Origin of the sequence: Sphingobacterium olei, assembly GCF_005048855.1 — a bacterium.
GTDB lineage: Bacteria > Bacteroidota > Bacteroidia > Sphingobacteriales > Sphingobacteriaceae > Sphingobacterium > Sphingobacterium olei.
The window spans coordinates 169625-194993 of sequence record NZ_SUME01000007.1 but is presented as its reverse complement, the minus strand read 5'-3'; the positions used below and the strand labels follow the sequence as shown (position 1 = coordinate 194993).

At 42.1% G+C, this 25369-nt stretch carries 20 protein-coding genes; 15 read left to right on the top strand and 5 right to left on the bottom strand.

Annotated features, from left to right (window positions below; all coding sequences use genetic code 11):
• Window positions 1-46 precede the first annotated feature (46 nt).
• The 5 genes from FAZ15_RS16980 (at window position 47) to FAZ15_RS16960 (ending at window position 7272) form a co-directional block, all read left to right on the top strand.
• Window positions 47-1018 carry a FecR family protein gene (locus FAZ15_RS16980; protein WP_136902509.1) on the top strand — a complete coding sequence of 324 codons (972 nt, stop codon included), beginning with the start codon at window positions 47-49 and terminating at the stop codon, window positions 1016-1018.
• 175 nt (window positions 1019-1193) lie between these two features.
• Window positions 1194-4496, top strand: coding sequence for a TonB-dependent receptor domain-containing protein (locus FAZ15_RS16975; RefSeq protein WP_238387293.1), 3303 nt, complete (start codon window positions 1194-1196; stop codon window positions 4494-4496).
• A gap of 206 nt (window positions 4497-4702) precedes the next feature.
• Window positions 4703-6094 (top strand): hypothetical protein, encoded by a 1392-nt coding sequence (locus FAZ15_RS16970; protein WP_136902507.1) that lies wholly within the window; start codon window positions 4703-4705, stop codon window positions 6092-6094.
• Window positions 6095-6198: 104 nt separating this feature from the next.
• Complete coding sequence (locus FAZ15_RS16965; protein WP_136902506.1) at window positions 6199-6966, top strand: hypothetical protein; 768 nt, start codon at window positions 6199-6201, stop codon at window positions 6964-6966.
• A gap of 6 nt (window positions 6967-6972) precedes the next feature.
• Window positions 6973-7272 (top strand): hypothetical protein, encoded by a 300-nt coding sequence (locus tag FAZ15_RS16960; protein ID WP_136902505.1) that lies wholly within the window; start codon window positions 6973-6975, stop codon window positions 7270-7272.
• A gap of 68 nt (window positions 7273-7340) precedes the next feature.
• Here the strand turns inward: FAZ15_RS16960 and FAZ15_RS16955 are convergent, their stop codons facing one another.
• The 3 genes from FAZ15_RS16955 to FAZ15_RS16945 all read right to left on the bottom strand — a co-directional run bounded on the left by FAZ15_RS16955 (window position 7341) and on the right by FAZ15_RS16945 (window position 10373).
• Entirely contained in the window at window positions 7341-8708 is a 1368-nt protein-coding gene (locus FAZ15_RS16955; RefSeq protein WP_136902504.1) for a S41 family peptidase, read from the bottom strand.
• Window positions 8709-8832: 124 nt separating this feature from the next.
• On the bottom strand, window positions 8833-9150 hold the full coding sequence (locus tag FAZ15_RS16950) for a hypothetical protein (protein WP_136902503.1): 318 nt from the start codon (window positions 9148-9150) through the stop codon (window positions 8833-8835).
• Window positions 9151-9266: 116 nt separating this feature from the next.
• Window positions 9267-10373 (bottom strand): glycoside hydrolase family 88/105 protein, encoded by a 1107-nt coding sequence (locus FAZ15_RS16945; protein WP_238387292.1) that lies wholly within the window; start codon window positions 10371-10373, stop codon window positions 9267-9269.
• A gap of 293 nt (window positions 10374-10666) precedes the next feature.
• On the opposite strand from FAZ15_RS16945, the gene FAZ15_RS16940 reads away from it, so the two are divergent.
• The 4 genes from FAZ15_RS16940 to FAZ15_RS16925 all read left to right on the top strand — a co-directional run bounded on the left by FAZ15_RS16940 (window position 10667) and on the right by FAZ15_RS16925 (window position 15569).
• Window positions 10667-11479, top strand: a complete 813-nt coding sequence (locus tag FAZ15_RS16940; protein ID WP_136902502.1) for a hypothetical protein — start codon at window positions 10667-10669, stop codon at window positions 11477-11479.
• Window positions 11476-12243 (top strand): methyltransferase domain-containing protein, encoded by a 768-nt coding sequence (locus tag FAZ15_RS16935; protein ID WP_238387291.1) that lies wholly within the window; start codon window positions 11476-11478, stop codon window positions 12241-12243. The genes FAZ15_RS16940 and FAZ15_RS16935 overlap by 4 nt, the downstream gene beginning before the upstream one ends.
• A gap of 10 nt (window positions 12244-12253) precedes the next feature.
• Window positions 12254-14404, top strand: coding sequence for a sensor histidine kinase (locus FAZ15_RS16930; RefSeq protein WP_136902501.1), 2151 nt, complete (start codon window positions 12254-12256; stop codon window positions 14402-14404).
• Window positions 14405-14483: 79 nt separating this feature from the next.
• Window positions 14484-15569: a hybrid sensor histidine kinase/response regulator gene (locus tag FAZ15_RS16925; RefSeq protein WP_136902500.1), complete on the top strand. Its 1086-nt coding sequence runs from the start codon at window positions 14484-14486 to the stop codon at window positions 15567-15569.
• Between the two features lie 25 nt (window positions 15570-15594).
• Here the strand turns inward: FAZ15_RS16925 and FAZ15_RS16920 are convergent, their stop codons facing one another.
• Entirely contained in the window at window positions 15595-16065 is a 471-nt protein-coding gene (locus tag FAZ15_RS16920; RefSeq protein WP_202912434.1) for a response regulator, read from the bottom strand.
• 148 nt (window positions 16066-16213) lie between these two features.
• Between FAZ15_RS16920 and FAZ15_RS16915 the strand changes: the two genes are divergently transcribed.
• The 6 genes from FAZ15_RS16915 to FAZ15_RS16890 all read left to right on the top strand — a co-directional run bounded on the left by FAZ15_RS16915 (window position 16214) and on the right by FAZ15_RS16890 (window position 23700).
• Complete coding sequence (locus FAZ15_RS16915; protein WP_136902498.1) at window positions 16214-16720, top strand: DinB family protein; 507 nt, start codon at window positions 16214-16216, stop codon at window positions 16718-16720.
• A gap of 776 nt (window positions 16721-17496) precedes the next feature.
• Window positions 17497-18534 carry an efflux RND transporter periplasmic adaptor subunit gene (locus FAZ15_RS16910; protein WP_136902497.1) on the top strand — a complete coding sequence of 346 codons (1038 nt, stop codon included), beginning with the start codon at window positions 17497-17499 and terminating at the stop codon, window positions 18532-18534.
• 28 nt (window positions 18535-18562) lie between these two features.
• A complete protein-coding gene (locus tag FAZ15_RS16905; protein WP_202912433.1) occupies window positions 18563-21703 on the top strand; it encodes an efflux RND transporter permease subunit in 3141 nt (1046 codons plus the stop codon).
• A gap of 90 nt (window positions 21704-21793) precedes the next feature.
• Entirely contained in the window at window positions 21794-23071 is a 1278-nt protein-coding gene (locus FAZ15_RS16900) for a TolC family protein (RefSeq protein WP_136902496.1), read from the top strand.
• A 36-nt stretch (window positions 23072-23107) separates the two neighbouring features.
• Window positions 23108-23389, top strand: a complete 282-nt coding sequence (locus tag FAZ15_RS16895) for a TetR/AcrR family transcriptional regulator (RefSeq protein WP_136902495.1) — start codon at window positions 23108-23110, stop codon at window positions 23387-23389.
• A complete protein-coding gene (locus FAZ15_RS16890) occupies window positions 23386-23700 on the top strand; it encodes a hypothetical protein (RefSeq protein ID WP_136902494.1) in 315 nt (104 codons plus the stop codon). The genes FAZ15_RS16895 and FAZ15_RS16890 overlap by 4 nt, the downstream gene beginning before the upstream one ends.
• A gap of 152 nt (window positions 23701-23852) precedes the next feature.
• Here the strand turns inward: FAZ15_RS16890 and FAZ15_RS16885 are convergent, their stop codons facing one another.
• On the bottom strand, window positions 23853-25112 hold the full coding sequence (locus tag FAZ15_RS16885; protein WP_136902493.1) for an NAD(P)/FAD-dependent oxidoreductase: 1260 nt from the start codon (window positions 25110-25112) through the stop codon (window positions 23853-23855).
• Window positions 25113-25369: the final 257 nt, after the last annotated feature.

Below are 25369 nucleotides of genomic sequence, written 5' to 3'. Positions count from 1 at the left end.
CTTTTGGCCTTTTTTCTGACATACTTATAAAAGCAATAAGTAACACGTGGGGAATAAATTATTTCGATTCTTAATAGATCGGTATCAACAGGGGCAGGCGAGCAAACAGGAGAAACAGTTGTTTGATGACTGGTACGAAAGTTTGGACGACCGGATTCAGGTACCCGAGACCGATAACGAAGCGCGGCGCAATCAGTCCTGGCGACGCTTGTTGGCAACGATCGAAAACACCGAACCGGTAAAACAGAAATCAAATCTTCCTCTTCGGCGCTGGCTGGTCACTGCGGCCGCTCTCTTGATTGCAAGTATCGGCTTGTTCTATTGGAATACCCAGCAGGCGACGCAGCAGCAAGCGCATGTAGTTGTTGTACCGGCATACCGTACCATTACCACGCAGGTGGGCGAGCGCAAGCGTGTCGATCTGCCCGATGGGTCGACGATCACCTTAAACGCACGTAGCCAACTTCGCTTCGATGAAAACCAATATGGCCGTACAACCCGGATGGTGGAGCTGCTGTCGGGAGAAGCCTTTTTCGATGTGGCCAAAGACAGTAGCCGTGCTTTCATTGTACAGGCCGGTGTCTTACAGACGACTGTGTTAGGTACTTCGTTTAATATACAGACCTACGGCGAAATGCCTGAACAGGTGATCTCTGTATTTACAGGTCGGGTGCAGGTGCAGCGCGGTACGCATATGCTGGGTACGTTAGAAAAGGGCCAACGCATCCGTTTTGAAAAAGAACGCGCCAATAGTCTCACCGAAGATTTCGATCGGGAATACAGCCATTCATGGACCAGTGGAAGAGTGGTGCTGCAAGATGCAGAATTTAACGAGCTGGCCTTGGCCATCAAAAATACGTATGGCATAGTACTCCGAGCCGGTAATGACCATGTGGCCCGCCAGCAATATAGCATGCCAATCATAAAATACGTATCGGTTGATGAGGCCTTACGCGCCATACAGTCTATTCACCAAAACAAAATTAGAAAGGAGGGGAATACAGTGATCCTTTATTAACCGTCAATTGTCTACTAAAAAAGAAGAGTTACCGACCGCCATCGATAACCCTTCTCAACAAGCGGACGGTATTCTTCCGCTCTAAACGTGACAACATCGTATCATTTACCATTAACACTAATATTATACACAATACAAATTTATGCAATTTAACCCATACTATCTCTATTCTCTTATGCGAACTTTGATGCTTGGTGTAATCGTTGTTCTTTGCTTTACCGAAGTGTTAATCGCCTCGGCAGTCAACGCACAGCTTTTACAGAAAAAAGTTACCCTCGACGTGCATAATGGCAGTATTGCCGAAGCCGTCAAATCCTTAGAAGCGAAGAATATACTGATCGCGTACGACGCAGCTAGGTACGACCTGGACAACCGGAAAGTAAGCGCTAGACGTTTCGTGAGCAAGCCGATAGGAGAAGTACTTACTTATATTTTTAACGGCACCGATCTAGGCTTTCGCGAAACCGGTGCTTATATTATTTTGGAGAAGACAGTGCCACAGCGCCCGGGGCGCATTAGCGGTACTGTATACGACGAACGCGGTTTACCATTGATAGGTGCCAGCGTTAAGGTGGTAGGTAACAAGACCGCACAGACCGGTGTGGACGGTACCTACAATATCGAGCTACCTGCCGGTACCTATGTGGTGGAGGTAAGTTATATATCGTATAAGACCCAGCGTGTAAAGGAGATCAAGGTAGCGGCTGGGCAGCGTGCAACCCTGGACATCGCTATGGAGATAAGCAGCGAGCGTCTGGAAGATGTGGTGGTAACGACTACGTTTAAGAAAGCTTCGGTTGCTGGATTATATGCTGCCCAGAAGAATGCAGCATCGGTTACAGACGGGATTTCGGCCGAGCAGATTGCGCGTACACCAGACATAAATATGGCCGGATCCATTAAGCGAATTAGCGGTGTGACCACCATGGATAATAAATATGTGATTGTACGCGGGATGTCGGATCGCTATAATCAGGCGATGCTAGATGGAGTCACTATTCCGAGTTCGTCGATGAATAAGCGCAATTTTTCGTTTGATGTGATTCCTACTGAAGTGGTGAGCAGTGTGGTCGTAAACAAAACGGCTACGCCGGATATGTCTGCGGAATTTTCCGGTGGACAGGTATCAGTCAATACATTGGATATTCCCGAACAAAACTTTACCAGTATCCAGCTAGGAACGGGAGGAAATGCGCAGTCGACCGGAAAGGACTTTTACCGGTTGGGCCAAGGTTCTACCCATGAGTTTTTTACCTTCCCGCAGGAGAAAAATAAATTGCCGGAGAATATCCTAAACTGGTATTGGCACAACGAAGCTAGCCAAACGGAAACACCGCCTCCTGGATCGGCAGAGACAGGGCATTTGCCGCTAGACCCCAGTAATCCGAATGGGCCGAAGTACAGCGACTTGGACGCAGCGGGTCAGAGTCGGCGATTCAACGTCGATGCACTTACTAAATATAAGTACAAGGCGTTACCTTACCAAAATTATCGTTTTTCTTTGGGGCGGGTATACGAGCTGCCCGGCGATCAGCGCCTAGGGTTTGTGGCCAGTACGAGTTTTCGTAATGAACAGAATATATTGGACTTCAATAATGTTCGTGGTCAGGATCATTCCAAGGCAAACTATATTGATAGTACAGGTTTTGGGCAGAATGGGGCGGGTAAGTCGTACCGGTCGATGAGTGCACTAAGCGCGGTAGCCAATATCGGGTACCAAAATTCAAAACTGAAGTTGTCGTTGAAAAACTTGTACTCGCGTGTATATCACGATAATTACAACGAAGCGTATCGCTTGCCTTATTCGGATGTTAAGCAGGTTGGCTTTAAAGAAGAATTTCAACAACCGGAGCTCTTGACCTTGTGGCAGCATAAATTGGATGCGGAATACTTATTACCGGCAGACTTTCGTTTGCAGCTTAGCGGTACCATGAACCGCATCGGTCAGCAGATAATCGATCAGCGGAAATTGAAGTACCGCTTAACGACTATTATCGGCGATACCTATTATTTTCAGACACCGAATATCATGACACTGGGTGCGCTTGCAAACGATGTGATAGGGGAAGATTCCAGGATGTGGTCTGAGGTTGATGAAACCGACTACTATTGGCAGGCTGCGCTTACACGTACCCTTGGCGCGGAAAGCGCTATTAGCACCTTGCTAAAGATAGGCTATACCGGTTACCAGCGACAAAGAGGGCTTTCGGCGACACGTCTTATTCCTTATACGCGCTCGGAAAGTCAGATTGAAAAGCCATATGATGTTGTGCTTGCACCTGAGCATATAGGAGTCGGGGTTAACGAAGCCTATTATTATGCGAATAATCACAATGGTACGGTGTTCGATGGCAAACTGACCTCACATGCCCTATATGCCATGGCCGATCAAAAGCTATTAAACAGTAAGCTTCGACTTATATATGGCTTGCGTGCGGAGTTTTTCAACTTGCGCAACCAACAAGACGCACTTTTAAATAGACAGTTTCCGGATGGGATACCGGAATACTATAGTGACGATATAGAGCCAGCAGAAAAAGGCTGGAAATTGTTGCCCTCGCTTAATGCAATTTACAGTGTGACTTCTAAATTTAATGTGCGTGCCTCGTACGGTAAAACGGTAATACGTCCTGATTTACGGGAAACGTCTTTATTCGGTATGTACGATTACGAACTGGATGGTGTGATAGCGGGTAGAAACCTCAAGTCAACTACCATTGAAAACGTGGATCTACGCTTGGAATGGTACCCATCGGCGGGTGAAGTGCTGTCGGTTTCGGGTTTCTATAAGTACCTCGACAAGCCTATTGAATTGGCGCAGGATGATGCTGTAAATTCAGGATATCTGTACAATTACCAAAACCAGCATTCGGCAGTGAATTACGGGTTGGAAGCCGAAATTAGGAAATCCCTTAGCTTTCTAGGTGATCGGTCGTGGCTAGCAGAGACGTTCCTATATGCTAACGGTACATTAATGACCTCCCAGGTAGAGGCGATGTCTTTTCCAAGGTACAGTACAACTCCTCCGGGAATAATTAGTGAAAGACGTCCGATGCAAGATCGGCCCTTGATCGGGCAGTCGCCCTGGTTATTGAATGCAGGAGCAGGATACTGGGGTGACTATGCGGGAATTACAATGAATTATAATGCAATAGGCTATAGAACGTTTATTAGTTCTGCGCAGGCTATTAACACTGAATTTGAAGTGTTGCCCAAGCAATTGGATTTGCAGCTTTACGGGCGCTTTCTGAACAGAAAAGCCGAAGTCGCCTTCAACATAGCTAATTTGTTGAACGAGTGGGCCTTTTATTACCGAAATTCAGAAGATACTTATGAGCAGGTACCCACCGTGGATGACGAAATCGGCGGCTATAAAGTGGTGGGGGATTTAAAATATGAGCCGGAAAAGGGCGATATCATTACGTACCGAAGAAGAGAAGGAAGACGATTTGTATTGACGTTAAAATATAACTTTTAAGATATAACTGTGCGAGGCAGTTCGTTAAGCGGTTGGTAAAAATAAAAGGATTCCGAGCATTGTCCATTAGCACAATCTGGAAATTAAAACGAAAAAAGAAACCAACGGTTGACAAAAACTATACTACTCATCGAAATGCTGTCCCGGCGAGTAGCATAGTCATTAAAGGATTTGTGACGGCAAAGTTAATTAAATACTAATTAAAAATGAAAAATTTTTTAACACTAGCCTCCGTATGCGCTATCGCATTGGCTTCATGTAACAAAGACACTGTTACACCAACAGGTGATTTTAACGCAGGTTTACCGAGTAAGCCTCAAAAGCACGTCCCAGTAGATGCGGATGGTTTAATTACCCAAAACTTTTTGTCGAAGGATACCGTTTGGTTGATCGACGGTATTTCGTTTGTAAGTCCAGGCCAGACATTAGAAATTGAGGCAGGTACTTACCTTACAACTGGAAACACGAAGGCGTATGTGCATAATGGTGTTACCAATAATATCGCTGGTGTTCTTGTTGTACCCAAAACGGCTAAGATTGATGCTGAAGGTACTGCTGCAGAGCCGATTGTGTTTACATCGCCTAAGGCATCTGGACGTGCCGCAGGTGATTTCGGTGGTCTGGTACTTTTAGGTCAAGCACCTACAAACCGTACAACTCCCCCTGTAATAGAAGGTATACCGCAGCCTATCGGTGTGGATGTAACGTATGGTGGAAATATTAGTGCAGACGATTCGGGTATTTTGAAGTACGTTCGTATTGAATTTGCAGGTTATAATTTGACACCTGATAATGAAATCAATGGCTTAACCTTAGGTGGTGTCGGTAGTGGTACTGTTTTGTCTCACATTCAGGTTTCTTGGGGTCGTGATGACGCTTTTGAATTTTTTGGAGGAACAGTTAATGCGGATCACTTAGTTGCCTTGTCAACTGACGATGATGACTTCGATTTTGACTTTGGTTACACGGGCACGATCGAGTATGCGTTGTCGTTAAAAGATCCGAATTCAACAAACAGTACTTCTGGCGGTTCTTCAGATTCCAATGGTTTAGAGTCGGATAATGACGGTACAGGTTCTGCAGCAAGCCCAAAAACTCAGCCTACGTTAAAGAACTTCACGTTCTTGGGTATTAATAACTCAACGACTGCTGCTACCAAATTGAAATTTGGTAACCGCTGGAGAAGAGCAACGGCAATGACTATTACCCGTTCTATTATTGCAGGTTATGGAACAGGTGTATCTTTCGAAAGTATTACAGCACCTATAAGTACGTTTAGTAATAACGTAGTGCATGGTTATACTACAGCAATTACAGGTACGCCTACACCTGCTAATTATACAGGTAACGGTACAAGTACTGCTGCGGTTGCGAATACTTACTTGAAGCTTGGTAACGCATTGGGTTCTGTAAATCCTTTCTATGCAACAAGTACAGCAGGATCTTTTTCTGTTGCTAACCTAGTTCCTGCTAATGGTTCTCCAGCGGCTAATGCTAGTGGTACAACGAATACCTATAAGGGTGCTTTTGCTCCTGGTACAACAGCAGCTTCTGCTTGGACAGCAGGTTGGACTCAGTTCGCGCCTACGACTTATTAATAAAAGTCGACCGCGAGCGTTTTTTTATACAAAATAATTATAGTCCTGTCGGTGGTAAGCCGACAGGCTATATAAAAAAATAGAAGTATTACTACAAATAAATAATGAGGAAATTTTTATACATTTTAACCCTATGTTTTCTTTACACTTCCTTTGTGTCTTGTGAGAAGGGTGAAGCAATCCATACGTGGGAAGAGTTTTCAACACTTCAATTTAATGGATTGCCAAATGGTGCCAATATTTACCGGAATAACAAAAAGCTAACAGCAAATAATAGTATATTTTATAAAGTTCCACAAGGGGAGGCGCTTTATCGCTTTGAAGACAATACCGGAAAGGTACTTTTAGAGCAGAGTTTAGATTTCAATACTACATCCGAAACTATTACCATTTTTGATAGCGGAGATGGCTTTTTATTAGTAAAACCGCTAGATAACGTCGAGGTCAATCCGACAAAATTTAAGTTTGATATTGCTAACTTGTGTTCCATTTCTGGAGGAAAGGAAGTTAATGTAATGGTTTACCGTTTAAATACAAATTTAGAAATAGTTGCTGGTCCCTCTACTATAAATGGCGTTAAGACGACTTTTACGGAGGAATTCGCGGAAGTCGATTTTGGAGATTTAGTGGCTTTCGAAAATGGGGAGAGTGGACTTATATATATATTAGACGAAAACTTGGAACCATACCGTCAAGACGGATTGCCAATTGGATTTCTGCTAACACCAACGATGACTGATACTAATCTTCATAAAGTTTATAAACTTGTATTAAAAGAGGATAAGGATGCGGGGTTCCCATTCGAAGGGCCCTTTGGAGCTTATCCAGAAGGTTTTTATGTTTATTATGCTACTGTCTTGCTAAGCAAATAACTACCTATGAAAGGCATCAGTAAGAAAGATCACGATATTCTTTGTGCGAAGTTTGCGCAAATTGCGTTTCTGAAGGCCGGTGATACTTCCAGCGAAGCGGCTGCAAATGGCTTATCTGCGCTACGCGAAAAATACCAGGAATATGAGTCGCTAATCGATTCATTAAGAGAATATATTGCCGGATATGATGAGCTAAACAAAGAACTTCGTGCTGAAATTCTGGTGCCGGCACTGCGCGAAAAGCGTAAAGCTGCTCGATACAGCACAAACGATTTCGAGTCAACTTCTCTTCTTACAGCTGGATAGGGGGGCTAAAGAAAGTGTGTCTCATGTTTGCCTTTGACAAATATGGGACACACTTTCTTTTTTGTAAGCTAATTTTTAAAATCAATCTCGATAGGCTTGGCTTCATAAGGAGCAGACTGAAACTGCAAAGTAGCTGCTGCAGGTAATGCTGCCGGAAGGTCGGACATACGCTGCAGGCGAAGTGTTCTCTTACTGCCCAAAAACGTTAACGCGTCGGCAATTAGTGCATCCCGTTTGTCTCCAAATGGGTATAAAGGTAAAGTAGCATACTCCACGACGGATCGCTGCGGTAAAAGGCCCTTGCTATATTCTCCCTCGTTATTTGCATTGTATATTTTGTACACCATAGGCAAGATATGCCAACTCGCTTCGGATCCGATAACGGATGCAGGGCTTGTCAAGGTCGTACTCGCCATATCCTTGCCGTAGGTGCCTTCGCCAATATGGATTACGCTGATATAGGGTTTCAGGTTGTTGATCAGCATCTCGGCAGCAGAAGCAGTATGCCCAGTCCCCAAAACTACAATACGGCTAAGTCCGAGTCCGCTCTCGCGTACGGCACTGCCGGAGAAGCTGTAGCCGTCGGGTTGCCGACCTAGTGTTTCGCCAAAGGTTTCCTGTAATTGATTCAGATGGCGATTGCCTTTGTAGTTTACGAAAATATCGGTAGGACTTACATCTGCGAGTGCCAAAGCCGTGAAAGCGGCGAACGCCACACTTCCTCCGCTGTTGTAACGGAGGTCCAAGATCAGATCCCGAACACCACTGCTACGCATATCATCGACCACTTTTAGCAATTCGTACGCGCCCGAAAAATCAAATGTACTTAAGAACAGATAGGCGATCTTTTGATCTGCATCCAGTAGAAAATTGTGGTACGGGTATACCACAGGCTGAGAGATGTAAGATGCGGGAAGCGTATAGGTAGAACCATCAACCAAAGTAAGTGCTAAGCTAGGATTTTTAAGTGCCTGCTGTGTCAAGACTGGTAGGTCGGCAGTACGAAGTGGTGTCCCGTTGATGCTATGTACCGTATCACCACGCTGAAGCGCTAGTTTCGCGCCTTCACTTCCGGGAACTATATGGCTTAGTAAAGATACTGATCCTGTAGGGCGCTCAACCTGAAGAAAATCGATACCGAACGTATTCAATAAGGTATTACCATATGTTTCGGCTTGTCGGCTTTGCATAATGGCCGAGAACCGGTCTTCTTTTACTAATAACGACTGAAAATAGGCTGTAGGAGCGAAATCTATCTTGCGACGGGATGGGAGGGAGGAAGACCAGTAATAATACTGTTCCATCTGTTCCCTAATCCATGTATTGACCGCTCCATCCGACCCGACCGGGAAATTAGGATCGTCCTTGCGACAAGATGCCATCGTGCAAACACAAAATACAAGAAGAACACCGTAATGGACCGTTCTGAAATTCATGAGGATAAGGTACGGAACTGGTGTGAAGTTACCGTTAATCGTATATGAAGTTTTTGAAGATCGCCTATCCTTGTGACTCGACAAATGTTAACGAAGTAGAAGTAATATGTAACTTTCCGTGATCTTATATCGTATCTTTCCCTGCATGAATGGTCTTCGTCAAAGCATCTAGGAGCGCTTCTTTATAGTTGATGAAATTTACCTGACGGTCTTCTTCTTCGCCAACTTTAAGTATCCTTTTAAATTCTTTAACCTGTTGCAGTTCGTTAAGATAAAGTTCATTGAACATCTCGGGCGCTTTATTTTTTAGTATCCGTACGGTATGTGAATACTGCTCATATATGTCGGAAATGATCGCCAAACTTTTATCGTCATAATGCTGAAGACCCGTAATTTTTTCCACCAGCTTCTCCAGCTTTTTTCTTTCTTTTGTGTATGCCATATCACGGCAAAGATACAGTTTTTAAATTCGTATTAAATTGTCTTTAAAAAAAGCCCAATCTTTCGATTGAGCTTTTTACACTTATGAACGGTTGAGGAGATATATTCGATGGGTTCTTATTTTTCCAGAAGGGCATTGACACACCATAAATAGGGTGCCTGGCCGTGGTAGTCGCCTGTTCTACGTGGGCGATCGTAATAGTACTGCTTGTCGTTCTTTTTGTTTGTTCCGACACACACCTCCGAGACAGCACCTTTATCATCGATATACGACACTAAGGCCATCCAGGCTTTGCGCGCTGCCGGGCCATATTCGTTGGCATCTAACCATCCCTGCTTCACGCCTGTAATAAAGGCATAAGCAAACATCGCCGAACCGGATGTTTCGGCCCAGGAATCAGCTTCATCGATCAATTGATTCCAGATACCGCTTTCTGCCTGATATTTTTTGAGACTTTTCATCATGGTGTGGTAGCCTTCCATGATGCGGGGACGGTCTTTATGGTTTTTGGGTAAATAGCGAAGTAACTCGGTAACCCCTGCAGCCATCCAGCCATTACCTCTTAACCAGTAGAACGGAACGTCGGGAGCATGGTAGAAGAGGCCATTCGGGCGCTGTAACTCGTCTAGGTAAAGTACCATTTCTTTCGCGGCCCGATCAAGATACTTGATGTCCTTAGTGACTTTATAGGCTTGTGTCTGCACAATTGTGATCATGTACATGTCGTCAATCCACAGGCGTGTTTGCCAGGTATATCCTTTATTTGCCCATTCTTTTTCTTCTGGTTTTGCGTTTTCGGGTACTTCCCACTGCGTATCGGCGTAGGGCATACCCAACTCATAATATCGTTTTTCTTTTGTTACCTGATAGAATTCCAGCGGTAGGCTGCCAAACATATTTAAATCAACATGATTTTTAATGGGCAACAACTCCTTCTCGGTAGTAAATAAGGGTTCAAATTTGTTTTGTAGAACTTTAATGAACTTTTTGTCTTTGGTAAGTGCCGCAAATTTAAGGGCACCGCTCCAATAAAATGTTTCGGGATAACTGATCCATTTGCCTGCATGGAGCGCATGTTTTGCATCTTCAAAACGGTATGCGATCAGTTTGCCGACTTCTTCGGGTGTATACCCTTTTGGGAAATTAGTCAATTCACTTTTTTGCGCAAGCAGGAATTGAAAAGGAAGAAGGAGTAAGAGTGTAAGCAGTTTTTTATACATCATATCTATTTTTGTTTATACTATTGATTCTACCATTGCTGTGCACTGTTTGCCTATTTACAATCGTTATAACGGTCTGTGCAAAGTTGTAAAATACAGCTGGCAAATCTGCGTTATTTCTGTTCAAAATAATACCAAATTGTATCAGATGGAAGTACAATTCTGAAGGATAACATCCGAGAAAATTAAAACCGCTGACTTTGCTATCGGATTCATGTTTGACTTGTTGCGATGGGATTAAAATAATTCGGTTTTTATTGATTAGTTTTGTATTTTAATATTTTGTAAACATTTCCGTGGCATTAATATTTAAAGACGGACGTCCGGTGGTAAGGCTAAGGGCCTTTCGCGCAATTGATGATCCAAGAACGTGCGAGCGTTTTATTGAGGGACATGCTCACGTCTTAACGGCAATAGGCGTTAAGAAGGTTACTTCATCCAAAAATGATTGGATGTATAACCCCGCAGCTTTCGTTCTGATCGTCGAATCGTTGGATGGTGAAAAGGTATATGGAGGGGTGCGCATACATGTCGCGGGAGGAAGTGAACCGCTTCCGATAGAACAAGCGACGGGCAGTATGGATTCGGATATATATGATCTTGTATATAAGTACGCCAGGGAGGGGACGGGCGAAGGTTGCGGCCTCTGGAATTCTCGTGAGATAGCAGGTTACGGAATAGGTAGTATTTTTCTGACAAGAGCTGGAGCTGCGATCAGCACCCAATTAGGTATCAAGTCATTGTTCGCATTGTGCGCTCCGTATACGGTGAAATTGGCCGAGAGCGTTGGATACCGAATTGATACGACTGTTGGGAATAATGGAACATTCTATTACCCAAAGCTAGATCTTTTAGCAACGGTAATGATCATGAGAAACCTGGATACACTGCGTGAGGCGGATCAAGAAAATAAGGAAGCTATCTCTTCACTACGAGAAAATTCTAATATCGTCCGTATAGAAACGTTACGAAATAAAGAAATCGAAATCCATTATCAGATAGATATTCCTAATATCGAGCAATGGAATCTTTCAGAAATTATTAACAACTTGAGATACAATACATCAGAAGATCATAAACCGGATGTACGCAATTTAAATATATTATGATAGATACGAAACACTATGGTGCGGGATATTTGATGGATACTGGCGATTTTCTTAAACAGTTAAAAATTCATTCGTATACACCGTTTTCGAATATTAAAGAAGGTGTCCTTATAGAGTTGGGCTGTGGAACTGGTATGGATGCTATAAATATAGCAGATATGTTGGGAGACCAAGTGCGCGTTGTAGGAATTGATCATGATCCCCTAATGATTGAGCAGGCGAAAGCAGTGGTTGGTGTAAGAACAAACGTAAGTTTCATGACAGGAGAGGTTTATAAGCTCGACTTCGAAGAGAGTGTGATCTCTGGAATCCGTATGGAACGTGTGATCCAGCACTTATCTCAACCGGATACTATGTTTCAGGAAGTGTATCGTGTTTTGCGTGTCGGCCATCCATTGGTCATTGTGGAAACAATTTGGAATAGCTTGAATCTTTATACGGGTTATGTAGAAATTGAACAAAAGATGCGTGATTACCTTACTGGTCAAAAGGTGAACAACGGCTGGGCAGGTAATAAACTTACGGCAGATTTGGCATCAAATGGCTTTCGGGAAATTCAATTAGAAACCCATTGTATGGTTGTTCGCTCGAAGGAAGAAGCCAATCGTTATCTTTTTTTGAATCAAATACTCTTGGAGATGGTCGATAAAACGGTACTTACTGATCAAGAGGCCGCTGATTTTTCAAGTTCTTTGGAACTGGCGGATGAGAGGGGTTATTTTACTTGTTCAATGAACTTGGTTTTAGCCAAAGCTATAAAGTAGTATCACTGAAATGAGATTGTGGTTGATCCTATTATACTTTTTTGTTTTTGCCGGGAATTTACAAATCCATGCAGAGGTAATTATTAATGGGCCTATACAACGGCTCTCTGTTGGGAAAAGTCTAGAGCTTTATACGGGTAGAGAGGGAGCATCGTTTTCTGATGTATTCTCATCCACAGACTTTCTTCTTTTGGATAGTGATGTGCCTAATTTGGGGACATCCCACGCTAATAAATGGCTGCGTTTGCCCATCACGAATCAAAGCGAGGATATTAATCTCTTGCTCGAAATAGCATATCCGTTGCTGGATGAAGTTGAACTGTTTTTACCTGCTGGAGCGGGCAATTATAGATCTATTAAACTTGGAGAGTACCAGATCTTCTCAAGAAGGCAATACCAGATTCCGAATTATGTATTTGATATTCATATTCCGGGATATACTACCCAAGTTTTTTACCTACGTATCAAAAGTACAGAACAGATCATCTTGCCAATGCATATAAGCAGCAAACGTGTTCTAATGTTGCAAGCAAATAAAGATAATCTCCTCAGTGGAATCTATATCGGTATTGTTTTTATCATGGCAGTTTACAATCTTTTTTTATTCTTTTCGGTTAGAGAAAGAGCCTATCTATATTATGTCTTGTATGTTGTATTTGCGGGAATCACACAAATGGGAATAAAAGGATATAGTTTTCAGTATTTATGGCCGTATTGGCCGGATTTTGCTACGAAAGGCCCAATAATTTTTGGAAGTTTATCTGGCCTAGCCGCTCTCTTGTTTGCTGATGCATTCCTTCAATTAAAAAGGAATGCTGGCAGTTTGAGATGGATATTTAAGGTGTTCATTATTTTCTTCGTTGGCACCTCGCTGATGGCTTTATTTAATTGGAAACAAGCCGCGTTTCTCTGCATGCAATTAACTACGGGTATCGCTTCACTTTTTGTATTATATGTCTCGTATCGTGTCATGATAAACGGGTATAGGCCCGCGAGATACTTTGTGTTTGGCTGGACAATACTCCTTCTCGGATCAGTTGTTTTTCTCTTGAAAGATTACGGTATACTGGAGTATGATGATTTTACAAGTAATGCAGTACAGATCGCATCGGTTATTGAAATGGCATTGCTGTCTTTCGGTTTGGCGTATAGTATCAATATCCTAAAAGAGGAGAAGGAAATATCACAGGCGCGCGAATTATCCATTTCATTGGAAAATGAACGCCTAATTCGCGAGCAAAACATAATGTTGGAACAGAATGTGGAGCAACGAACCCGCGAACTCACAGAATCTAATGAGTCGCTACAGACTACATTATCCCATTTAAAAGAGACGCAGTCGCAACTTGTTGAAGCAGAGAAGATGGCGTCTTTAGGGCAACTTACCGCAGGTGTCGCCCATGAAATCAACAATCCTATCAACTTTGTGACATCTAATGTAGCCCCGCTGAAACGTGATATTCAAATGATTTGGGATACGTTGGAAGAGGTAGAACGTGTCGCGTTTGCAGATGGTTTGTCTTTAAGTGAAAAGCAGGAGCGCATAAATACCTATAAAGAGGAAATGGATCTTGATTATCTCAAGACCGAGGTAGATTTCTTGCTCAAAGGCCTACATGACGGTGCACACAGAACTGCTGAAATTGTTAAAAGTTTACGTATCTTTTCTCGCACAGATGAAGATACACTGAAATTTGCTGATATTAATGAAGGTTTGGAATCTACCATGGTAATCCTCGGTAGCTTAGTGAAAGATACTATCGGAGTGGAGAAGTGCTATGGTAATTTACCATTGGTAGAATGTCATGCCGGTAAACTTAATCAGGTTTTCTTAAATATTTTGACTAACGCGGTATATGCTATCAACAAAAAATTCGAGACTAAAACCGGTGGAGAACTAAAGATTGAAACGGGCTTATATGAAGATGATTCATTTATTTATATACGGATAGCTGATAATGGAATTGGTATTCCAAACGATATTCGCGACAAGATTTTTGAACCATTTTTTACGACGAAAGAGGTGGGGGAAGGTACGGGGTTGGGAATGTCAATCGCTTATAATACCATTGCCAAACATAATGGCAAGATTCTTGTCGAGTCAGTAGTGGGAGAAGGTGCGACTTTTACGTTGATTATTCCGATTCAACAAAATATTTAAGAGAAGGTACAACCTATATGTTGTAAATATCAGTAACTTCGTTAATCCATCTATGAAGTTAAACATCCTGTAGTAAATCATGCAGAAAGAGTTGAAAATATTATATATTGATGATGAGGTAAACAATCTCATTGGCTTTAAAGCTAGTTTCAGATACCGTTATGTAATTCACACCGCTTCAAGTACTAGTGAAGCTCGGGAAATACTTGTTGCCAATCCTGATATCCGAGTTATCTTTTGTGATCAGCGGATGCCAGAAGAACTAGGAGTTGATTTTTTAAGTCGAATCAGAAAAGATTTTCCAAGGCCTATCCGGATCTTATTAACTGCATATGCAGATATGGAAACTGTAGTGGATGCAGTGAATAAGGGAAATATATTTAGATTTGTTCGTAAACCTTGGTTGGAAGAAGAAATTATTTCATCTATTGAAGAGGCCGATAAGTTTTATGTAGCCAATTCCATGTTGGACATCAAGAACGAAGAGTTACAAAAGGCTTATGATGAATTGGATAAATTTGCCTACAGTGTGAGTCACGATCTTCGTGATCCCCTCACCGGAGTCTTATCTGCAGTTAGGATCGCATTGGGATTTGATAAAATTGAACGTATTCATGAATTGCTGGAGCTAATGGAAGGTTCGTTAATGAAACTGGATGCTTATATCGATAGCTTGCGCGATTATTATTTGTTGAGAAGGGGTGAGCTGCTGTTGTCTAATATTGATTTTCATATGCTTTTTGAAAATATAAGACAGTTTTATAAGATGTATACACGGAATAATAATGTAGCATTTGAAATCAATGTATATCAGATTGAGACCTTTAAAAGTGATAAGGCTGTTCTCGAACTCATTTTGCATAATTTACTGTCTAATGCTTTTAAATATCAGCAAAAGAGCTATGAAAATCCGATGGTCAGTTTATCGGTTACCGTTGTAAATGGTAATGCTACGATAAAGGTTAGCGATACTGGAATTGGAATTTCTTCTGACGACATCGATGATATATTTAAACTGTTCTTTAGAGGGAGCGACCAGGCAAAGGGTATGGGGTTTGGTCTATATAATGTACAGAGTGCGTTACAAAAACTGCAGGGTTCTATTGATGTAAAATCACAGCTCGGAACAGGAACAACTTTTACACTGGTCATTCCGAGCAAATAATCTATATTGTATTCCACATATGATACTAAGAAAGTAATTTTTGTCGAAGCAAAAACTCCAATTGTTCGTTTGATAACTCTAATTTTGAATAAGTCTCCAATAGTTTTTTTCGTTTCGTATAGATTTCATATGCGCGCTGTATAGTTTGATCCAGCTCTTCTTCGCTCCAAGGTTTATTCAGGTAGTGAAAAATCTTTCCTTTATTTACAGCATCTATCACAGCGCCCATATCTGCATAGCCGGTAAGGAGAATACGCATCGGCTCCGGATCAAGCTTGATGATTTCCTCTAGGAATTCTACGCCTGTCATTTCGGGCATTCGTTGATCTGTTATAATAATATCTATTGGATTTTTCTGTACAATCTCTATTGCTTTGGAACCGCTTATAGCCGTATATATCTTATATTTTAGACGAAATGTCGCTTTAAAGGAAAACAGATTATTCTCCTCATCGTCAACATATAGTATCGAGATTTTGTCGTTTTTATTTTCCATCAGTTTTCATTTTTTTGCAGTGACGAATAAAAGAGAATTAATACGCCAAGTTAATAAAAGTCTTTTAACAATCAAAAGGTCGTTTGATCAGTTAACGCAAAACTAATGATGTCAATCTTTGTTATCTGTGGTAAAAAACTATTTTGATATGATATTGCAATACTTAATACAAGAATTTGAACAGGAGGTAAACAGCACCCGTAAACTGTTAAAAGCCATTCCCGAAAAAGACCTCGGTTATAAACCTTCGGAAATTTCCTGGACGATGGGAGAGCTCTCACAGCATATTGCCACCATTTATTATTGGTATGTAGGCGCATTGACGCAAGATGTCTATGACATCGCTGCCGACAACCTTGAACGGGGCCATACGAATGATATCAACGCTACTCTAGCGCTTTTTGAAAGCAATGTCGAGAAAGCGAGAGCCGCATTGCAATCGCTCTCCGAAGAAAAATTGCAGATCGACTGGACTATGAAAGTGGGAGAACAGATAGTTCTGGGGCCAATGCCAAGAGGTATAGTGGTGCGTAGTTTTCTTTTTAATCATATTTATCACCATCGAGGTGAAATGATTGTTTACCTACGGGCTACAGGAAATAAAGTTCCTGGGTTGTACGGTCCTACTTATGAAGACAGCAATAAGGGTACATAATCAAGCCTTATCACCTACGTTCACGATGCGTGCTTTTTTTGATTTTCTGTGGTTTTAATATATTTACAATTAATACCAGAAACTAAATCAAAGATAAACTGAATATGATCCGCGTGTTTGTTATAAAATGAAGATCCCTTGTTATTGTTCCGGTAAATTCTCGCAATTTTACTTACGACCTTGGTCGGCTCAAAATAGGTGTAACCATTTCCAGCTACAGCCACTGTTTATTGCTCCCAATACCCTCGAGAGGGTGTTTTTATATTGTGACCTTTTTGAAGCCTCCCTTGTTCTCATCCCATTGGATACAATAAAGCCCAATCTTTCGATTGAGCTTTTTTTAGTGATCCCTATGGTACGAAATTTGAACCATTTATTAGAAGATCTGAAGTTACTTAGTGATATATTGGTTGCTTAAAAAAGTCAATACTAATTGTTTTCTCTTCCTTAATTAAGCATCTTAACCAATATCTTTTTTTGCTTTATACTATTTTACCTAACGGGTTTTTATGTATAAAATGGCACCTCTCCCAATGCTAAATTATTTTACCAGTTTTGATGGATCTGTTATAACCAGTATACTAAGTTATAAGTTGAAATTTATTTTTTTTTTCAAAGTATTTCCTCAAAAACTCACACGAAACGCAATTTTAGTGCAAAAGCACTTATTTAGACCAGAAATAACCAAAAACAGACCTTTAGCGCTAACGCAAATTTTCAGAACATTGCAATTGAATTATTAGTTATATCAATCTAACTGAAAAAAATCAATTTCAATGGAAATATTCAATAAAAACATTTTATCCGGCCTGTGCATTCTGGCGGTTTTGGTCGGTTGTGGAGAAAAGACTAAGGATGAAAATAATGGCGCGCGTGAGGCCCAAAAAGTTTCCATTCAGGAAATAAAACTATCTGAACAAGACGAAATACTCACCTACAGCGGCAGCGTCGAAGCTGACAATACCGTGTCTATAGGCTTTAGTGTAGCAGGCAGGGTAACTGCCGTTCATGTGCAGGAAGGAGAGCGCGTTTCAAGAGGTCAGCTATTGGCAAGTATCGAACAAAACACCTATTTAAATAATCTCGCTGTAGCAACTGCGGGGCTTGAGCAAGCCGAGGACAACTTCAACAGGTTGGACCAGTTGTACAAAAAAAATAGTTTGCCCGAGCGGGATTATATCGCGGCGAAAGTAGCTTTGGCACAGACAAAAGCCAATCACGCATCTTCAGTTAAAAACCTGGAGGATACCAAACTATACGCTGCCTTTTCCGGTATTGTTACCAAAAAGCAGACGGAGGCCGGCGCTACAGCTGCACCCGGTGTCCCCGCCTTTACTATAGTAAAAACAGACAAGGTGTACGCAACTGCTTCCATTACCGAAAGTGAGATCAGTTCTTTGAACATCGGAGCGGATGCGACAATATCCATTCCGTCATTAAACCAGGTACTGAACGGAAAAATATCCATCATTAACCCGCAGGCAGATAATTCTTCCAGAACCTACACCGTAAAGGTGCGCTTGGATAATCCTGGTGGGAAATTATTGCCCGGTATGATCGCCGACATAAAAATTAAAACCGGAAAGAACAAAAATTCCATTGTTATTCCGGCACTGGCAATTGTACGCGGTACAGATAACATCAACTATGTATTTGTCGCCACATCAAACAGTACAGCGTTCAAAAAGCGAGTAGCTATTTCCAAAATAACCGGATCCAACGAAGTCATTGTGAGCGATGGCTTGCAGGCAGGAGATAAGCTCATCGTAACGGGACAGACCAATCTGGAAGACGGTAAGCTACTAAAATTTTAACCGTTTAACGTATAAATAATTGTTTGAAATGACGAAGAGAAAGATACATTTTCTGGAAGCTGCTATGAAGCACAAACAGGTAGTCATCGTACTGGTATTCCTGCTTATGCTTATGGGGATCAACTCCCTAATCAATATGCCGAGAAGCGAAAACCCACGCATCGATATGCCTGTAGCCGCAGTATATGCCCTGTACCCCGGGGCAGATGAACACCAGGTGGAAGAAGAAGTTACCAAGAAAATAGAACAGTACTTGTTTTCATTTGAAGAAATCAAGAAGCAAAAGACCAAGTCTGAGACCCGCGAAGGACAAGTGTTCCTACAGGTGGAAATGAACACCGTAGTTAAAGACCGAAAGAAATTCTGGCATACACTTCAACTCGATATGGATGCCAATCTACGCTCCAAACTTCCCGCCGGCGTTATCGGACCGTTTGTAAACAGTAATTTCAGCGATGTAACGGCGATGATCATTTCCGTATCATCAAAAGAGCGTTCCTATGCCGAGATAGAAAAGTACGTCGATAAACTCGAAAACGGACTAAAAGTCATTCCCGTGGTTTCCAAAATCAACCGTTCGGGAGGACAGAAACAACAGATCTACATCAAAATAGATGACCGAAAATTACAGCAGTACGGTTTTGATGTAAGCACCCTGATAGGTGTATTGCAGCAGCAGAATGTTACGGGCTATACCGGAGAGGTTGCATTGGGATCGAACAATATCATTCCCGTTTATACCAACAGCCGCTACAGGGATGTAACAGATATTGCCGACCAAATTGTCTACACCACTCCCACAGGAACGGTTGTAAGACTGAAAGACGTTGCTACGCTGGAACGTAGGTTTGAAGAACGTTCTTCCTTTGTCCGTATAGGCGAAGAAAAGGCAATGGTGCTATCTATAGACATGCAGCCGGGCAACAACATTGTAAGTTTTGGTAAGGAAGTGGAAGAGAAAATCGCTGAAATCCAGCAAACCTTTCCACCCGATGTTAAAATGAAGACTATTGTCAACCAGCCCGAGGTGGTGGGCGAAAGCATCAGCCACTTCATGAAAGAATTTGGTCTGGCTATCGGTGCCGTGGTGTTAATTGTTATGTTGCTTCTACCTGTACGCGTAGCGGCGGTGGCTTCTGCGGCAGCGCCTATTTCCATAGTCATCACCTTCGGACTGATGCAAATGGTTGGTTTGGAACTGCATCAGGTTACACTGGCGGCATTGATTATCGTGCTGGGAATGGTGGTCGACAATGCCATTGTGGTAGTAGATAACTATATCGAAAAACTTGATGAAGAAATAGCACCGTGGACGGCGGCATGGCAGGCGGCAAAGCAACTGATGCTCCCCATTTTCACGGCAACGCTGGCTATCATTTTCGCCTTTCTGCCGCTAGCCATATTTATGGATGGTATCAGTAAAGATTTTATGCTTTCCCTTCCCATTACAGTAGCCGTAGCCTTAATTGTTTCGATGCTGATTGCGCTGCTGTTCACGCCATACACCTGTTATGTTTTCATCAAAAAAGGATTGAAGCATAAGATAAGCGACCGCCCGATAAAGAAAAGCATGCTGGACCATTTGCAGTCCGTATTTGACAAGGGTGTAGAAAAGGCTTTCAGATGGCCTATAACCACAATATCCTTGGGTCTATTGTCTGTGGTGGCTGCACTTTTTATTGCAACTAAAGTGGATACTGAATTTTTCCCGACATTGGAACGTAACCAGTTCAATATGGAGGTCTGGATGCCCAACGGCAGTTCCCTTGAAAAAACCGAAGACAAGGTAAAGGAACTGGAACTGTTGTTGAAAAAAGACAAGCGTGTAGTGGATGTGACCAGTTTTATCGGAATGAGTTCACCCCGTTTTCATACTACATATGCCCCAGAATCACCAAAAAAACACTTTGCCCAGGTTTTCATTACCACAGAGAGCAATGGTGCATCTGATGAAATGGTGCACGAATACCTGCAAATCCTGAAAGGCTTTATGGCAGATGGTGCTGTAAAAATAAGACAGTTAAGCTTTCAGGAAGGCTCACCCATCGAGATAAGGGTAATCAGCGAAAACGAAAATGATCAGAAAAAAGTGGCCTTGCAGATCAAAAAAATACTCGAAGAAGCTGAAGGTACTAATTATGTGCGGCTTGGAAGTGAGTACGATTACATGGGTGTTAAACTCCACATTGATGATGTGAAAGCAAATCGCCTGGGCATATCCAACCAGGCCATTACCCAGACATTGGGTGTAGGGCTAAAAGGTTATTCCGTATCAACCCTTTGGGAACAGGATAAGCCTGTTGATATTTTCCTGCGCTATGCAGAAGAAAGCAGGAAGGATTTAACTGCCCTGGAGAACCTCCACGTTACTTCCAGATATGGTAGCAAAATTCCGCTCAAAGAAGTTGCTTCCTTGGAGCCGGAATGGCATACCGGGCTTATTGCGAGGCGAAATGGGCTGAAACTCCTGAGTGTATTCTCCGAAGCACAATTGGGCCTCAAACCTTCAAGGATATTGAAAGATATTCAGCCAAAAATCGATGCATTGCAATTACCGACCGGTACAAAAATCCAATACGGAGGCGATGCAGAATCCAGTTCGGAGAATGCGCCTTCAATGGGGGTTTCACTCGGCGTGAGCCTGATCCTCATTTTCCTTACGCTGCTGTTCCAGTTCAAGAGCTTGGGCAAATCACTCATCATATTGTGTACATTCCTACTAAGTCTTTTTGGTGCATTTCTGGGATTATACGTTACTGGAAATCCGCTGGGCATGACCGGCTTTATGGGCATCATCAGCTTGATCGGTATCGTGGTGCGTAATGGGATTATCTTGGTAGATTATGCAGATGAATTGATACGTGACCACGGTTATGCGCACAAAGCTGCTGCAATATCTGCCGCTAAACGAAGAATGCGACCAATATTCCTAACATCGGTAGCTGCTGCCGTAGGGGTGGTTCCCATGATTATTGGCAAGTCTCCCTTATGGGCTCCTTTGGGCAGTGTATTGGCGCTTGGGTTAATATTTTCAATGATACTGACCTTGTTTGTTGTACCAGTGATGTACTATAAATTCTTGAAACAGCCAATTATACAGGAAGAAGCACCAAGCGAGCAGCCTAACGGCGATGACGAAGTAATGTACAAGCCAAAGCATGCCCACTAAATAGTAAAAGTAAAAATCCGAAACTGCCTGTTTTATACTGGTCTCGTTAAAACTTTTTTATTTCGGCAGCTTTGATAAAACGATATATCAATGAATACACAAAAAAAAATACTATCTATATTCCTCATGCTCTTTCTAGTCCTAAATGGCTTTAAAGGATTGGCACAGGAAAAGAAAATCAGTCTGGAGGAGGCAAAATCTATGGCTCTACAGAACAATAAAAAACTTAGGCAGGCGCAAAAGAATATTGAAGCGGCACAGGCAGCTTCAGCATCTGCAAATGCTGGGGGCAAACCTACCATAGATGGCAGTGTTACCGGATTGTATTTATCCGACCCGCTGAAAGCGTTGTTGCCTGAATACCAGGCAAGTGGCATGCTTTCCGTATCGCAGGTATTGTATGCAGGAGGGAAAGTCCAAAATGCAAAAAAACTTTCCGCTTCGGCTGTTGATCTGCAAAGCGCCCAAAAGGCATTAACGGAAGACGAAGTATTATTGAATGTGGTAAAAGCATATTGGCAGGTAGTTAGCGCAAAAGAAAAAAATGTGTTGGCAAAAGAATATATCCGCTTGTTAAACGCTTTACATACTACGCTTAAGAACTCATTTGACGCAGGACTGATTTACAAAAACGATCTGCTCAAAGTAGATGTGCAGCGCAACGAGGCAGATCTTAACCTGACAAGAGCAGAAGATGGTTTAACAATGGCGAAATTGAACCTGGCACAGATTACGGGTCAGCAGAATACCGACTATGACGTAAACGATGACGTGTCTGTAGCATATACCTTGGTTTCGGAGGCGGATAGATCTTCCATAGAGAAACGTCCTGAAGTTGCAATGCTCAATAAAGCGGTAGAGATACAGGAACTGCAAACCGAACTGCTTAAGGGCAACCGCAGGCCCACGATAGGACTGAGTGCCAACGGCATTGCTGCATTTGGTAAACAGATAAATTTTGGAAATGGGAACAACAATCTACAGGCTTTCGTTGGATTAGTGTCAGTAAACGTTCCAATTTTTGACTGGGGCGGAAGAAAGCAAAAAGTTAAAGAACAACAGTTCAAAACCGATGCACAACGATTGGAATTGGAAGAAACTAAGGAACTACTTGGTTTGGAGGTCAAAAATGCGTGGTTGCAGTTGCGCCAGTCTGTTAAACGCATTGAGCTTATGGAAAGATCCTTGCAGCAGGCAATGGAAAACCTACGACTAAACCAGGACAGGTTCAACGCAGGAACTGTCCTGGGTGAGGATGTACTGGAAGCTCAGGTACTTTGGCAGCAGGCAAACTCCAACCTAATAGATGCTAAGGTGGAATACCGCGTTAATGAAGTTATTTTGAAAAAAGCCATGGGTGAACTGTAAGTTGCGGGGATTAAGTAAAACAAGAAGAAAACTGGAATGAAAACCGAACAAAGCCATATAGTAGAAACAGCAGGTTGGCTTTGTGCCCAATTTGGCCTAAAGTCGACCACGATGGACGATATAGCACACCATTCTGGCGTTTCTAAAAAAACACTGTATCTGTATTTTGAGAATAAAAAAACACTGATCAAAAAAATTGTACAAAACCTGCTTGACCATGATGAACAGTATCTTAGGGCAAGCATAGGCATTTCCCCTAATGAGACGATTGAAATGGTTATTTTTTTTTATTTTATGTGCAAAATAAAAAAGGTTTGATAACCGCACATTTTATCTGGGATCTTAAAAAGTATTATCCTGAGGCATACAGCTTACTTGAGCAGTTCAAAAGTGACTTACTCCTCCCGTTTATCAACCAGAATATAGTCAGAGGGATAGATGAACGTTTATATCGCTCGGACATTGATATGAGCTTTACCGGTAATTTATACTTATGGCAATTACAACATGCCATGGAGGATGGCCATCTTCAGAATAAACAGCAACAGGAACTTATCAAATGTCTTAACTGTTTTTTCTTGAATAGCATCATAAATGAGAATGGAAGGCAAGCTATTGCTGGGAAATAGGTAATTTCAGAAGAGATGCGTTTTTTCAAAATAAGCTTACACACAAAAATGTCGGTCATTTGATGGGACTAGAAAGTTCCAAAATTGACCGACACAATTATTGACTGAGGGCCTAAATTACCTACCCAAAAAAATCAATCAATTTATTTGTCTTAAATATCACGCTGCTTTTTATCTGGCCGGATGATTAACCGCAGTGCTGATCGGTTTACCGAAAAAGCCCACGCCCAATTGTATGCCAAACGCAATTTGTTTCTAAATCCGGCAATAGGTATCAGGTGGATGAAAAGCCATACCAGCCATGCGAGAAACCCTTTCACAAAGAGCTTGGGCAGATCGGCCACGGCTTTAAACTTGGTAATAAAGGCCATACTTCCCTTATTTTGATATTGGAATGGTTTCAGTTCTTTTCCGGAAGCCATTCTTTTAAAATTTGCCGCCAATAATTTACCCTGCTGCATGGCAACCTGCGCCAGTTGAGGATGTCCGTTTGGATAATTTATATCTGTACTTTGCAGACACTGATCACCAATGGCAAAAATGTTTTCTGTATCCACTACTTTATTATAGGCGTCAACCAAAAGTCTCCTGCCGCGTCCTACAGCTTCTTTGGGCAATCCGGGTGCTTCCCTTGCAATTACCCCTGAAGTCCATATCAGTGTATCGGTAGGAATCTGTTCTCCTGATGATAGCAGTACGTTTCCATCTATATAATCCTTGACAGAAACATTCAGTTTAATTTGTACGCCCAGCTTATCAAGAACTTTATAGGCCTCTTCCTGTGATTTTTTACTCATTGGGCCCAGTAGCGATCCCAGCGCATCCACTATGTAGATCTGGCCGGTGGATGCGAGTTCGGGATAATCTTTTTTGACAATACGACTGGCCATCTCTGCAAACATGCCCGCTACTTCCACCCCGGTCGGTCCCCCACCGGCAATGACAATATTCTGTTTCCTGTTTTTTTCTACAGGATCGGCAGTTCTTATTATTTCTTCAACATTCAGCAGGATATGGTTGCGCAGGTTAATAGCGTCATCAATTGTTTTTAATGGAAGGGCGTTCTGTTTCACATTTTCCATACCAAAGTAATTGGTCTCGGTTCCCATGCCCAGCACAAGGTAATCGTATGGAATATTGCCCGTAGTAGTTTCTATCACATTCTTTTCCGTATCGATGTTTTTCAGTTCCCCCATCCAAAACTTTAAATTTTTACGTTTCTGGAATATCGTACGGAACGGATAGCTGATATTGGTTGGCTCGATAAATGTTGTAGCCACCTGGTATATCAATGGGGGGAAGAAGTGATAATTGTTCTTATCCAGCAAGGTAACCTCAATCGGATGTTCATCAACAAGGCGCTTGGCTAAATTAAGTCCTGCAAAACCGCCTCCAACTATTACTATTTTCATCTGTATAAATATATTTTTCTATTGTTATGAAACTATCGGATTTACTCATTCCCATGGAAGGTTTGATAACCGGTAATGGTTTTATATTAATTTGTTAAATTTCAAATTAGCCTTTTACTTCTTGGCAAATCTCAATTCTCCCTTTTCAGTTTTTTTGTTTATAAAATAAGACTGAAAATGGCTATGTGGAATAAATTGAGTCGAAATATCGATCCCTGCGTAATTGATGTGTTATCCCCCAAGCAGTAGTGAATTAC

Bases quoted from the DNA above. Each gene is read 5' to 3' on its own strand.
- FAZ15_RS16975 (WP_238387293.1), top strand. From the start codon at position 1,194: ATGCGAACTTTGATGCTTGGTGTAATCGTTGTTCTTTGCTTTACCGAA.
- FAZ15_RS16970 (WP_136902507.1), top strand. From the start codon at position 4,703: ATGAAAAATTTTTTAACACTAGCCTCCGTATGCGCTATCGCATTGGCT.
- FAZ15_RS16965 (WP_136902506.1), top strand. From the start codon at position 6,199: ATGAGGAAATTTTTATACATTTTAACCCTATGTTTTCTTTACACTTCC.
- FAZ15_RS16960 (WP_136902505.1), top strand. From the start codon at position 6,973: ATGAAAGGCATCAGTAAGAAAGATCACGATATTCTTTGTGCGAAGTTT.
- FAZ15_RS16955 (WP_136902504.1), bottom strand. From the start codon at position 8,708: ATGAATTTCAGAACGGTCCATTACGGTGTTCTTCTTGTATTTTGTGTT.
- FAZ15_RS16950 (WP_136902503.1), bottom strand. From the start codon at position 9,150: ATGGCATACACAAAAGAAAGAAAAAAGCTGGAGAAGCTGGTGGAAAAA.
- FAZ15_RS16945 (WP_238387292.1), bottom strand. From the start codon at position 10,373: ATGATGTATAAAAAACTGCTTACACTCTTACTCCTTCTTCCTTTTCAA.
- FAZ15_RS16935 (WP_238387291.1), top strand. From the start codon at position 11,476: ATGATAGATACGAAACACTATGGTGCGGGATATTTGATGGATACTGGC.
- FAZ15_RS16930 (WP_136902501.1), top strand. From the start codon at position 12,254: ATGAGATTGTGGTTGATCCTATTATACTTTTTTGTTTTTGCCGGGAAT.
- FAZ15_RS16925 (WP_136902500.1), top strand. From the start codon at position 14,484: ATGCAGAAAGAGTTGAAAATATTATATATTGATGATGAGGTAAACAAT.
- FAZ15_RS16920 (WP_202912434.1), bottom strand. From the start codon at position 16,065: ATGGAAAATAAAAACGACAAAATCTCGATACTATATGTTGACGATGAG.
- FAZ15_RS16915 (WP_136902498.1), top strand. From the start codon at position 16,214: ATGATATTGCAATACTTAATACAAGAATTTGAACAGGAGGTAAACAGC.
- FAZ15_RS16910 (WP_136902497.1), top strand. From the start codon at position 17,497: ATGGAAATATTCAATAAAAACATTTTATCCGGCCTGTGCATTCTGGCG.
- FAZ15_RS16905 (WP_202912433.1), top strand. From the start codon at position 18,563: ATGACGAAGAGAAAGATACATTTTCTGGAAGCTGCTATGAAGCACAAA.
- FAZ15_RS16900 (WP_136902496.1), top strand. From the start codon at position 21,794: ATGAATACACAAAAAAAAATACTATCTATATTCCTCATGCTCTTTCTA.
- FAZ15_RS16895 (WP_136902495.1), top strand. From the start codon at position 23,108: ATGAAAACCGAACAAAGCCATATAGTAGAAACAGCAGGTTGGCTTTGT.
- FAZ15_RS16885 (WP_136902493.1), bottom strand. From the start codon at position 25,112: ATGAAAATAGTAATAGTTGGAGGCGGTTTTGCAGGACTTAATTTAGCC.